The sequence below is a fragment of the Bacteroides gallinaceum genome (assembly GCF_030373775.1).
GTDB classification, from domain to species: Bacteria; Bacteroidota; Bacteroidia; order Bacteroidales; family Bacteroidaceae; genus Phocaeicola; species Phocaeicola excrementipullorum.
This window is the reverse complement of record NZ_JAUDEN010000052.1, coordinates 1-12156: the sequence shown is the minus strand read 5'-3', so window position 1 is coordinate 12156 and position 12156 is coordinate 1. Positions and strand designations below refer to the sequence as shown.

The 12156-nt window shown below is 46.5% G+C and carries 10 protein-coding genes; 1 reads left to right on the top strand and 9 read right to left on the bottom strand.

The genetic code is table 11. From position 1 onward, the window contains the following. On the bottom strand, positions 1–365 hold a 365-nt coding region (locus QUW60_RS14755; RefSeq protein WP_289561439.1), incomplete at its 3' end, for a transposase. Continuing rightward, on the bottom strand, positions 350–1051 hold the full coding sequence (locus QUW60_RS14750; protein WP_258339446.1) for an IS4 family transposase: 702 nt from the start codon (positions 1049–1051) through the stop codon (positions 350–352). The genes QUW60_RS14755 and QUW60_RS14750, both read right to left, overlap by 16 nt. Before the next feature lie 247 nt (positions 1052–1298). Between QUW60_RS14750 and QUW60_RS14745 the strand changes: the two genes are divergently transcribed. After that, positions 1299–2657, top strand: coding sequence for a transposase (locus QUW60_RS14745; protein WP_289561437.1), 1359 nt, complete (start codon positions 1299–1301; stop codon positions 2655–2657). 291 nt (positions 2658–2948) lie between these two features. Here QUW60_RS14745 and nadD read toward each other — a convergent pair whose 3' ends face one another. From nadD to QUW60_RS14710, 7 genes are all read right to left on the bottom strand, one after another. Continuing rightward, positions 2949–3542: a nicotinate (nicotinamide) nucleotide adenylyltransferase gene (gene nadD, locus QUW60_RS14740; protein ID WP_289561436.1), complete on the bottom strand. Its 594-nt coding sequence runs from the start codon at positions 3540–3542 to the stop codon at positions 2949–2951. Continuing rightward, positions 3521–3712, bottom strand: a complete 192-nt coding sequence (locus QUW60_RS14735; protein WP_258339378.1) for a hypothetical protein — start codon at positions 3710–3712, stop codon at positions 3521–3523. The genes nadD and QUW60_RS14735 overlap by 22 nt, the downstream gene beginning before the upstream one ends. 6 nt (positions 3713–3718) lie before the next feature. After that, on the bottom strand, positions 3719–4285 hold the full coding sequence (gmk, locus tag QUW60_RS14730) for a guanylate kinase (protein WP_258339377.1): 567 nt from the start codon (positions 4283–4285) through the stop codon (positions 3719–3721). A 19-nt stretch (positions 4286–4304) separates the two neighbouring features. Then, positions 4305–5180, bottom strand: a complete 876-nt coding sequence (locus QUW60_RS14725) for a YicC/YloC family endoribonuclease (protein WP_258339376.1) — start codon at positions 5178–5180, stop codon at positions 4305–4307. 158 nt (positions 5181–5338) lie between these two features. After that, on the bottom strand, positions 5339–6871 hold the full coding sequence (locus tag QUW60_RS14720; RefSeq protein WP_258339375.1) for a glycoside hydrolase family 43 protein: 1533 nt from the start codon (positions 6869–6871) through the stop codon (positions 5339–5341). 147 nt (positions 6872–7018) lie between these two features. Further along, complete coding sequence (locus QUW60_RS14715; RefSeq protein WP_289561435.1) at positions 7019–9373, bottom strand: glycoside hydrolase family 3 N-terminal domain-containing protein; 2355 nt, start codon at positions 9371–9373, stop codon at positions 7019–7021. 102 nt (positions 9374–9475) lie between these two features. Next, positions 9476–11896: a glycoside hydrolase family 95 protein gene (locus QUW60_RS14710; protein ID WP_289561433.1), complete on the bottom strand. Its 2421-nt coding sequence runs from the start codon at positions 11894–11896 to the stop codon at positions 9476–9478. Between the last annotated feature and the right edge of the window lie 260 nt (positions 11897–12156).

Genomic DNA, 12156 nt, shown 5'->3' with positions numbered 1-12156 from the left:
GGAATTTGGAGAACTTCATAGACGCTGCGTTCTAATCTCATATCGTGTCGGACTATTGCTGCCAAACTGTAAGTAATTATCGCACAATAGATTTGTATGCGTACTGCGTTTTCCGATGTTCCCCAGAACTTCTTAATCCTGAGGTGTTGTTTTATCCATTTGAAGAACAGTTCAACACTCCATCTGTTTCGATAAAGCGATGATATCAACTCCGCAGATGCGTCAAGACTGTTTGTCAGGAAGATATATCGTGTACCGTCTTCAGGATTCTCAACGATGAGTTTTCTAAGTTCCTCGGGATAATCCTTAGAACTTTTATAAACCGTAAAGCACCCGATTACATCCGAAACTACACCTTCCGGCATCTTCGTTTCCAGGTTTTAGGCTTGATCCGTACATTTGTTTTGGCTCGTACAACGAAGAAAGCACCTATACGACTTATCGTATTAAGGTTGCTGAAATCGTTATATCCGCGGTCGAATATGTAGTGCGCTCCAGATTCGTACGGTATCTCAGGCATAGCCTTTGAATCGTGAATGTTGGCAGGTGTAATGTGCACAAATGCAGGTACTTCCGCTTCAACATCATAGAGCGTATGCAACTTTATTCCGCCTTTATGTTTGCGAAATTTAGCCCATTCAAACACCGACAGACACAAATCAACCGTTGTAGAGTCAAATGCGTAAACATGACCGTCAAGTTCGAATATTTTATTGATTCTACGCTTGCGGGCCTCGGCAATCATGAATGTTGCATACTCTTCGAATATGCGGCAGTTACGTTGCTCATTGGCCTTGCTGAGATTGCTCCGCGTTACAGACTTCCCGATTCCGAGATGGTAGAGTTTCCCAGCGTGTGCTTCCATAGCCACAACCAGATTCCGGAGGCTCTCCCGATTGGAAAGCTGACCGAAGATCATCGTAAGCAACTGATTCCAACAGGTATAGCTTTTGATATACTTGTTGCCATTGTATTTCTTCACAATGTATTTGAATTTCTCGTAATCAAGGAATTTAACTAATTGAGAGAAAACGTACTCGTCTTTAAACATAACGGTCTGATTTTGACCGCAAAGTTAAATTCAAGTTTCGGAAATCTAAAATTGCCTATAACAAATTGAATTTCAATAATTTCAAAGAATTTCTATGATTTTTTAGTGATATTCAGTAAATATAATAAAATTAGCCAACTAATTCATACACAATGTATTGCGAATTAGTTGGCTTTTTTGTATCTTTAGATATTCCCCCGAAAATAAGGTTTGGCAGCCAAAACGGGGGAAATCCCCCAACAAAGATATGGCTAAGATACAAAATATTTCGGAAATACAGCCCACTTTGGACTTTACAGAATTTGATGTTCTGGAAAAATATCGCAAGAGTTTTCATGAGAGTGAACTGGGCAGGCTTCACTCAGTTTTCCCGTTTGACCGTATGGCAAAAGCCATAGGCTTGTCAGAACATCGTCTTGGACGCAGGAACATTTTTAGCCCTTCGGCAAAGATTGCCCTTATGGTCCTGAAAGCCTACACCGGATTCTCCGACAGACAGCTGGTGGAACATCTCAACGGCAACCTCCACTACCAGATGTTCTGCGGAATCATGACAGATCCGGCCTTTCCCATAACCAACTACAAGATAGTCAGTGCCATCCGCAATGAGATAGCATCCCGTCTTGATATTGACTCCCTTCAGGAGATACTGGCCTCCCACTGGAAACCATATCTTGAGAACCTTCACGTGTGCATGACTGATGCCACGTGTTATGGAAGTCACATGCGTTTTCCTACAGACATGAAACTGCTTTGGGAAAGTATTGAATGGCTTTACAGGCATATCTGCCGGCATTGTATGGATCTTGGGATAAGGCGTCCCCGTAACAAATATGCGGATGTGTCAGAGTCCTATCTTTCATACTGCAAGAAAAGAAAGAGGAAAGCCTCAAGAACACGGATGCTCAGGCGCCGTATGATCAGACTCCTTGAAAAGCTCATCGTACAGAGGGATGAGATTCATAAGGAGTACGGGAGATCACTCAGATATACACAGGATTATCAGAAACGCCTTTCCATAATCAGAAAGGTTCTTGTACAGGAGAAGGAACTGTTTGAAGGCAGGAAGGTCAATGACCGCATCGTCAGCATCGACCGTCATTACGTACGTCCTATCGTAAGAGGCAAGGAAACAAAGTCTGTTGAATTCGGTGCAAAGGTTAACAACATACAGATAGACGGTATATCGTTTATCGAACACCTCTCGTTCAAGGCATTCAATGAGGGAATACGGCTGAAGGACTGTATCCGTATGCAACAGAAACTCATGAATGTCAGGGTTAGATGTGCGGCTGGAGATTCCATATATGCCAACAATGCAAATAGAAGGTTCTGTACAAAATATGGTATATCCACTTCCTTTGTACGCAAGGGAAGGGCGGCAAAGGATGAACCCTTGAGAAAGGTTCTCAGAAGTGAACTCTCCAAAGAAAGGGCCACCCGGCTTGAAGGAAGCTTCGGCACTCAAAAGCAACACTACTCACTCGCAAGAATAAAGGCCAGGAACAGGAAGACTGAAATCCTTTGGATTTTCTTCGGAATACATACGGCAAATGCCGTACTGATGATAGACAAGGTCACGAGCAGAACAGCTAAAGCGGCATGACATGATTTTACAGACAGGAGCAGAAGAGGTCATCAGACTTCTTCCGGAACATCATGTCCAACAGATAGGATTATATGAAAAAACACAGAAAAAGGGCAATAATAATGGCATATAAAGTGATTATACTCTATCGACTTTATATGCCATCTTACTTTTTAGGGACATTTACTGAATATCCCTTTTTAGTGGACACTAATGGCCTTGTTTTTGAAAGAAACAGCCATTCCCGTTTGGGGAGTAGCTGTTTTCTTGGGTGAAGCCTTTTGTGGTAGCGTGCCTCAGGACATGCCCTTATTTTGTATATAGATTTCTTTTCTTTATGATCCGGCAGACTTCCGGGTGAAGAAAATAGCGGACGTCTTTTCCCTGATGGATGGCATTGCGGATGAAGGTGGAGCTTATCTCCAGCAGCGGTGTTTCAACCATGCGTGCCTGAGGAGGTAGGCTTTCCGGGTCGAGAGGATATCCTTTGCGCGGGTAAATCAGCACATGATGCTTCCGGATAATTTCTTCCGGCGACTTCCATCGGTCAAAGGATGCCCAATTGTCTGCTCCGATAATCAGATGAAATTCCCTTTCGGGATAGACCTCTGCCAGTCTGTTCAGCGTTGTCACGGTGTAGGAAGGCTTGGGAAGCTGGAACTCGAAGTCAGAGGCAGAGAAATGCGGATAATCCTTTACTGCTGCCTCTACCATCTCCAGGCGCATCCAATCGTCAAGCAATGTTTCGTTCCGCTTGAACGGATTTTGCGGAGTTACCATAAACCATACTTCGTCAACTTCTCCGAATTCGCACAGATAATTTGCCAGTGCCAGGTGTCCGATATGTATCGGGTTGAATGTTCCTCCGAATATGCCAGTCTTTATTTTATAGCCTTTCTCCATTGGCGAAAATTGAATATTTGCCAGACAGCCACCAGCAGCATGGCCGCGGCAATGATGTATTCTTTCTTATAGACGGCCACAATTCCTACTGCGATGGCTGCAAGCCCGATAACGATGCAGAGGATGGTGAGCATGAACATCGTCTTCTGCGGATTCTTTATTTTCATCATTTCTGTTTATTTTCTGTTTATAAATTCGGTAATGACTTTCAAGGCTTCTGCTTCCGCTTTCTCAAGATTGTCGTTTATGATGCGTACATCGAATTTGTCTGCATAGTCCAGCTCGAACTGAGCCTTGGCGATCCGGCTTTCTATGACTTCTGCCGAATCTGTTCCCCTGCCTGTCAGACGCTTGCGCAATTCTTCAATCGAAGGCGGCTGGATAAATACCGAAAGCGCACGGTTGCCGTAGAATCGCTTGATGTTGCATCCGCCCACAACGTCCACGTCAAAAATCACATTCTGTCCAGCTTCGAGCTGTTTTTCCACCTGCGATTTGAGCGTTCCATAGAATCTGTCTTTGTACACCTCTTCATATTCCAGAAACTCGTCGTTTGCAATGCGTTGTCTGAACTCTTCGGGTGAAAGGAAAAAATATTCCACTCCGTTCTGCTCTGTTCCTCTGGGAGGACGGCTGGTTGCCGAGATTGAAAAAGCCAGATTCAGGTTCTGCTTCAGCAGATAGTTGATGATGGTTGACTTGCCGGATCCGGAAGGAGCCGAAAATATGATCAGTTTGCTCATAAAATGTAGCCGTTGAATTTTACATTACGTTAAGTACCTGTTCCTTTATCTGTTCAAGTTCGTCTTTCATCTGCACCACGATGTTCTGCATCTGCGCATGGTTCGACTTGCTTCCCGTGGTGTTGATTTCACGTCCCATTTCCTGGGCGATGAATCCCAGTTTCTTTCCTTGTCCGTGTCCGCTCGCCATTGTTTCTCTGAAGTATCTCAGGTGGTTGGCCAGTCTTTGCTTTTCCTCGTTGATGTCGAGCTTCTCGATATAGTAGATCAGTTCCTGTTCCAGACGGTTCTTGTCATAGTCCGTGTCGAGAATCCGTTCCAGCGCATCGGTTATCCGCTCTTTTATTTTCGCAACCCGTTCTTTTTCAAAAGGTTCGATAGATTCCAGAAGCCGTTCGATATTGTCCAGCTTTTCGTTGAATTTCATTTCAAGAGCTTCGCCCTCTTGCTTTCTGAAGTCAACGAGCCGTTGCAATGCTTCTTCAACGGTTTTCCGCACTACCGTCCATTCTTCTTCCTCCAGTTCTTGTGCTTCTACCTTAGTGAGCACGTCAGGCATGCGCAGCAGTGTGGCAAACCAGTCCTGAGGCAGCGGGATACGGCAATTCTCGGATATTGTCCGGATTTGGTTATAATAGTTCTCAACCAGAGCGGTATTGATAGGAGTGGCGGTTTCAGCCGCGTCTTTTTCAATCCAGATGCTGAAGTCTACTTTTCCCCGTTCCAGAACCTTTGAAATCAAGTTTCTGATCTCCATTTCCTTTTCGCGGTAAAGAGGAGCGATTCGAGTAGACAGGTCCATAGCCTTGCTGTTGAGCGATTTGATTTCGACGTTGATTTTTTTATCACCGAATGTTGCGGTCGCTTTTCCGTATCCGGTCATTGATTGTATCATAACTCATTTTGTTTTTAATAGTCATTCTGAATGCAAAGTTATGAAAATCTGTGGAAAGTAGCGAAGATCTGGAGGAAACTTCGTGTCCCGGCAGCACCTTTTGTTTTTCCGATGCAGACTGTTCCTCTGGATGCCGGGACAGAGTTTTCCGGTGTCCGTCACTGGCAGAGAGGCATATATTCAAACCAATCGAAATCGGCATGTCCTTTTCCTTCAGCGAACAGGCCCAGATAGACACCTGTAAATCCCCCGTTTGTTTCGGAGCTGAGGTAGCGTGTGTCCATCTGTCCGGCTTCCGTGTAGTGGATTCCGTCGGGTGAGTATAAGAAGGTGTATACATCCGCATTGGCCTCAATTCTTAAATGGACGGTTCCTTCCGGAATCTTGCAGATCTCTTTCTCATGAAGGAGCATCCCCATCCGGTATCTGATTTTCAGTTTGTTGCCTGAGATGAGCAGGTCGTAATGTGCGGAGGGACACAGGTATGCGGTGATTCCCGCATTGCCGTTTCCTTCTTTTTGCATTTTTGTCGTAGCCTGAAAATCAATGTCCTCCTGTCTGCGCCCGATGAAAGAAGGAGAGCAGTTGAAATCATCCAGTTTGTTGGCGCTTCCCCTTATGCGGAGGAATCCCTTTCTTTCAGTAAGCGAATAGTTCTCTTTTATGGGATTACCTGTCCAGTTCCATTCCACTCCCAGCCGGGAGCCATTGAAGTTCTGGTCGGAAGTGTCTTTCAATTTGACTTGCGGAAGTGTCTTTGTGTTTTTCATGTCCAGACTGACGGTGCCGTTCCCGTTTACTTCCGGCCACCCGTTCTTGTTCCAGCAGACAGGCGCAAGAAAAGTTTCCCTTCCCAATACATGGTGTTGTCCGCTTTGCGTGCGGAACCCAAGACACACCAGCCACCACGAGCCGTCGTGTGCCTGTATCATATCAGCATGTCCGACCCCTTGTATGGGGTTGTCCTGTGCATTTTTGTTGATATGTGTCAGAATAGGATTGGCAGGATTGCTTTCGTAAGGCCCTTCGATGTTCCGGCTGCGGGCTATGGTTACTTTATGTCCGTACTCCGTACCTCCTTCGCTGATCATCAGGTAGTACCATCCTTCGCGTTTGTAGATGTGCGGACCCTCAGGGTAACGGCCTCCGGTTCCTTCCCAGATGCGTTTTGATTCAGTAAGTTGCTTTCCCGTTTTCGGGTCGATTTCGCACAGCCAGATAGCATTCTCGGGATTGCTCACCATGTAGCAGTGTCCCTCTTCGAAATAGAGGGAAGGGTCAATCCCCTTTTGGCTGATCCATACAGGATCCGACCATTCTCCGCGCGGGTTGTCAGTATATACCAGGAAGTTTCCTTTGTCCGAATTGTTGGTGGTAATCATGTAGTAGATGCTGTCGTTGTATCGGATGGTAGGAGCGTAAATACCTCCCCAGATATTTCCTCCCTTTATCTTCAGTTGTGATTCTCTGGTGAGCACATGCCCGATCTGTTCCCAGTTCACAAGGTCCCGGCTATGGAAAAGAGGAACTCCGGGGAAGTATTCGAACGAACTGGTCACGAGATAATAGTCGCTGCCAGCCCGGCAGATGCTGGGGTCGGGATGAAAACCTCGGATAACAGGATTCTGGTATCCTTGTGCATGGCAGGCTATGCAGGCGAAAAAAAAGAATAAGTGGAATAAGTTTTTCATGCGTGACTTTTGGGATGAGTGGTTGTTCTGTTTTGTTGACTTCTTTCAAGGTCTGAATAGGATTGATATTGGATGAAGAATGCAGGAACACGGAGTGAATCTGCTTCATTTCTCCGTATTCCTGCATTCCGGTTAGAGGTGTTCCATTTATTTGTTCGGCGTTTCCCAGACTTTGGTTTGGCTGCATTGTGCGTCAATCCATTGGTCACCGCATTTGAACTTGAAGTCCCCTTTCTCCAGTATCCATTTGCCGTCATATCCGACAAATGCCATGTCGCTTCCTTTCAGTTTCAGTGTAACCGTTTTTGTTTCTCCCGGTTCCAATGCTATTTTGTCGAAATTGCGCAGCCGGATGTTGTCAGGTGTGCTGCTTGCCACCAGATCTTTCGAGAATAGGAGTACGCTTTCTTTTCCAGCCATCTTGCCTGTATTGGTTATATCAACCGTGAATGTCAGCTCGTCATCTGCCGTGAAAGCCGTCTTGTCCAGCTTCAGGTTTTTGTACTGGTAGGTGGTATAGCTCAGCCCGTAACCGAACGGCCATTGGATATCCATTACCGAATCATAGTTGTAGTTTCCGCCCATTTGTCCGATATTTTCGCACGGCTTGTAGTCATAAGTGGCCAGTGCATTGATGTGTTTCGGATAAGTGAACGGCATCTTTCCGCTGAAATTGCTGTCACCTGCAAGCAGGTTGGCCAGTGCGTCACCTCCGTAATTGCTTGGCAGCATGATATTGACGATGGCTTTTGCCAGCGGTTCAATATCTTTGATGAGGCGCGGACGTCCCTGGTTGAGTATCAGAACAATAGGTTTTCCGGTTTTTGCCAGTGCTTTCACCAGTTCCTGTTGGTTTGACGACATATTGAGATCGGTCAGGTTACCCGGAGTTTCACAGTAGGAGTTCTCGCCGACACAGGCAACGATAACATCCGCTCTTCCGGCAGCTGCAACCGCTTTGCTTATTTCCGGTTTGTTTTCTTCCCACCAGTTGTCGTTCTTGTAGGGTGCGTATGTCACTCCCGGTTCATAGATGATGTTTTCTTTTCCGTATTTATTGCACAGTGATTCGTAGATTGTATTGTAAGCTTGCGCACATTCGTCAGCTCGATGCCCTTGCCAGCTGTATGACCATCCTCCGTTGAGGCAGCGCATTGAGTTGGCGTTAGGTCCTGTAAGCAGAATCTTCTTTCCTTTGGCGAGGGGAAGCACGTTGTTTTCGTTCTTTACCAGCACTTCCGACTCTTCCGCACACTGCAGGGCAACTTTGGCGAATTCTTCCGAACCGAACTTGCTGTATTCTTCTACGCTCCAGTAAGGTTTGTCGAACAGCCCGAGCCGGTATTTCAGCCGCAATACGCGTGCTACGGCATCGTCGATACGGCTCATCGGAACTTCTCCTTCGTCTACAAGCTCTTTGAGATAATCGCAGAAACTTACTTCGTATGGAACCATTGACATGTCGATTCCGGCATTGATAGCAATCTTGATAGCCTCCTTTTTCGTTGCGGCGATGTGGTCGCGGACACACAGGTTATTTATGTCTGCCCAGTCGGTTACGATAAGTCCGTCCCAATTCAAGTCCTCTTTCAGCCATTGGGTCAGCAGTTCTTTGTTTGCGTGGAATGGCATTCCGTTGTCTACGCTTGAGTTGACCATTACACTCAGCGCACCGTTCCGTACGGCTGCAAGGAAGGGGGCGAAATGTTTTTCGCGCATGTCACTGCGTGAGATGGACGATGGAGTACGGTCTTTGCCCGATATCGGAACTCCGTATCCCATATAGTGCTTCATGCAGGCTGCTACATTGTATTTCCCGATGTGGTTGGGGTCTTCTCCCTGAAATCCGGCTACGGCAGCCTTGCCCATTTCCGTGTTTACGTAGCTGTCTTCTCCGTAGTTTTCCCACATGCGCGACCAGCGCGGATCCCTTCCCAAGTCGACTACAGGTGCAAAGTTCCAAGGGATATTGCACGCTTTGGTTTCGTATGCAGATATTTCTGCGCTTCGTTTCGCGAGGTCACGGTTGAAAGTTGCCGCCATGTTTATTCCTTGGGGAAACATTGTTCCGTCAAGCGTGTAGGTTGTTCCGTGTATCTGATCTACGCCATAAATGCATGGAATGCCGATTTCTTTCATTGATAACTCCTGTATCTGTTTGATCGCTTCCGCCCATTTTTCTTTCTTTTGTGCAATGCTTAACGGCACGTTCAGCAAGGACCCTACTTTATATTTTCCGATTACTGTATCCAGTTTTTCCTTGTCAAGAGTAAAGCCGTTTTTCTGGCTTGCCTCAAAGTCGGTTACCACATCAATGGTGATTTGACACATTTGTCCGATTTTCTCCTCCAGCGTCATTTTCTTCAGCCATTGCTGGATGTTTTCTTCAATTGCCGGATCAGAAGGAATGGCGGACCCGGACGTTTTCTGTTGGCAGCCCGTCTGCAGTAAAGAGCTTGTGCATATCATGGATGCCAGTGCTAGTTTTGAAATGTTTTTCATGAAATCTGTTTTTATTTTGGTTGATTTTTTACAAATGTAAGAGGAATCTGAAGGCTAGTCTGATACTTTCTTAACAATTTATGTGCAGATTGGGCATTCGCTTTAATAATGAAATGTCAGAATCACCTTTTCATCCTTTTTCAAGGTCATTTTTATGTATTCTTCAGTGTTGATTTCTTTTCCGTTATATAATGTTCTTTGTGCGTTTGCGGGTGTCTTCAGCTTTAGGCAAGGATTCCATCCCCCGACAAGTTCCACTTTCTGCGGCTTTCCGTCTGTCCATTCAACACTGATAGTTGCTCCTCCCCGCACTTTGAATCCGTAGAAACGTCCTTCGTCCCATGAATCCGGAAGCGCCGGCAGCAGACTGATAAATCCGTCCTGACTTTGAATCAGCATCTCGCTTATTCCTGACGTTCCTCCCCAGTTCCCGTCTATCTGGAATGGCGGATGCGAACAGAACAGGTTCGGGAAAGTACCGCTTCCGTGTTGCGTCGGGTTTGCATGTGTATAAGCCGGATAAAGTAAATTCCGGAATAAAGTATAGGCCCGGTTGCCATCTCCCAGACGTGCCCAGAAATTGATTTTCCAGGCCCGGCTCCATCCGGTTCCGCCATCACCCCGTCTTTCCAGTGTCTGTTTGCAGGCTTCCGCCAATTTGGGAGTCTTGACCGGCGATATCTGGTTGCCCGGGTGAAGTCCGTATAAATGTGATACATGACGATGGTGCATGTCGACTTCTTCGTAATCTTTCAGCCATTCCATCAGATAGCCTTTGGAGCTGATTTGATGTGGGGGGAGCTGGTCGATTGCTTTTTGCAAATCTGAAGCATAGACGGAATCCGTTTGCAGGATGTTAGCTGCCTCTATGACATTGGAATACAGTTCTCTCACCAGTTGGATGTCCATGGTAGGTCCCATGCAGACGCTGATTGGGGTACGGTCGTTTTTTGATGCGTAGAACTCATTTTCCGGAGATGATGTGGGTGCTGTCACCAGCCAGCCATGTTCCGGCTCACGTATCATGGTCGAATGGAAAAATTCTGATGCACCCTTCAATATCGGATAGATGTCGGCAAGATATTGTTTGTCGCCGTTGTATAGGTAATGCTCCCAAAGGTGGGCGCAAAGCCATGCGCCTCCGGTGTTGGTAGCTCCCCATGAGGGATGTTCGCCCGGAGCGGTATAATTCCATACGTTGGTCATCATGTGGAGCACCCAGCCTTTTGCATCCGGTCCGTAGAACGCCTTTGCACTTTCTTCCCCGCTTGGAACCAGCCGTTTGACCAGGTCAATAAGCGGCTGGTACAGTTCAGCAAGGTTGCCTGGCTCTATGGGCCAGTGATTCATCTGGATGTTGATGTTTGTGTGGTAATCCCCGTTCCACGGTGTTCCCGGTTCGTTGGCCCATAGTCCCTGCAAGTTCGGCGGAAGGCTGCCGGGCCGTGTGCTGCTGATAAGCAAGTATCTTCCGTAGTTGTAATAGAGGGCTGCGAGTGAAGGGTCATCCTGCTGCTGGAAGGCTTCCAGACGTTTGTCGGTAGGGAGTCCTGCACAATGTTTGTTCTCCGGTAATGTTATTCCCGCCCTTGTGAAAAGTTTGCGGTAGCTTTTGACTGCTTCTTCTTTTATATGCATCAGGGAGTTGGGGGGTGTTGCATCATTCAGCAGGCGCTGAGCCTCTGTCCTGTAGATATTTCCGGCAAGATAAGAGGTGGCGGCAGATACAATAATCCATGCCTTGTCTGCTGACCGTACCTCTATCGTCCCGTTGCTGTGGGTCTGCATTTGGCTTTGTGTGCCGCATGGTATGACTTTCGCGAATGCAGCATAGCATATGCCGTCTTGCCCGGGATTTCCGCTGTCGAGCATTCCGGCTATCTCAAGTTCTCCTTCGTTCTGCTTCTTGACTTTCCCTCTTTCCGGGCGGCTTAATGTGATGCGGAAACTGAGTGCTTCCGGACGGTCAGAATCCAGCAGAATTGCGATGACATCCTTGTTTCGGGAAACGAAATATTCGCGGGTAAACCGGACCTTTCCTTTAGTGAATGCTGTATAGGCTACGCTTTCTTCCAGATCAAGCCATCGTTTATAGTTCTTGACCGAATCATCCGGTACAGTATATGTGTAATCGATAAACATGTCGGCTAGCATTTGGAAGGCTCCGTAGGTCCCTCCTTTTTCCGGTTTTACAGGGACAAAACTGGTGTACATCAGTTCTTGCGCCTCTTTGTTCTTTCCTTCGAGGAGGAGTTGCCTGATGGCAGGAAGGCTTTCGGCTGCTTTGGGATTTCTGTAATCGGCTTCCGATCCGCTCCACATACTGATTTCGTTCAATACGATATGTTCCCGTTCAATTCCACCGTCAGGCATCATTCCAAGTCTTCCGTTTCCTAGCGGCAATGTTTCTTCCCATTGTGCGGCTGGTTCGTCATACCATAAGGTCAGACTCGGTTTTGTCTGTCCAAGGACAGAAAGCGGCAACAGGAAAAGCAGTTTCAGTATGGCTTTTTTATTTTTCATTATACCAGATGTTTATAGGGTTACTGTTTCTCATGCAAATATAACCTTTTTGTCGGGCAAACCAATGCTTCTCTTGTTGCATCGGATGCCGTCAGGGTGTTTCTGATGTTTCTAAGTGATGTATCAAATGTTTTGTAAGTCATGTCTTGTGTTTTGTGGAAAGATAAAACGTCTATATTTGTAATGTTAATAAACTGTTAATTAGGGATATTCAAGAAATAGTATAAAATTAGCCAACTAATTCATTGCGAGTTAGTTGT

Coding starts and splice junctions, on each gene's coding strand:
- QUW60_RS14720 (WP_258339375.1), bottom strand. CDS start 6,871: ATGAAAAACTTATTCCACTTATTCTTTTTTTTCGCCTGCATAGCCTGC.
- QUW60_RS14735 (WP_258339378.1), bottom strand. CDS start 3,712: ATGATGAAAATAAAGAATCCGCAGAAGACGATGTTCATGCTCACCATC.
- QUW60_RS14750 (WP_258339446.1), bottom strand. CDS start 1,051: ATGTTTAAAGACGAGTACGTTTTCTCTCAATTAGTTAAATTCCTTGAT.
- QUW60_RS14725 (WP_258339376.1), bottom strand. CDS start 5,180: ATGATACAATCAATGACCGGATACGGAAAAGCGACCGCAACATTCGGT.
- QUW60_RS14715 (WP_289561435.1), bottom strand. CDS start 9,373: ATGAAAAACATTTCAAAACTAGCACTGGCATCCATGATATGCACAAGC.
- QUW60_RS14710 (WP_289561433.1), bottom strand. CDS start 11,896: ATGAAAAATAAAAAAGCCATACTGAAACTGCTTTTCCTGTTGCCGCTT.
- nadD (WP_289561436.1), bottom strand. CDS start 3,542: ATGGAGAAAGGCTATAAAATAAAGACTGGCATATTCGGAGGAACATTC.
- gmk (WP_258339377.1), bottom strand. CDS start 4,285: ATGAGCAAACTGATCATATTTTCGGCTCCTTCCGGATCCGGCAAGTCA.
- QUW60_RS14745 (WP_289561437.1), top strand. CDS start 1,299: ATGGCTAAGATACAAAATATTTCGGAAATACAGCCCACTTTGGACTTT.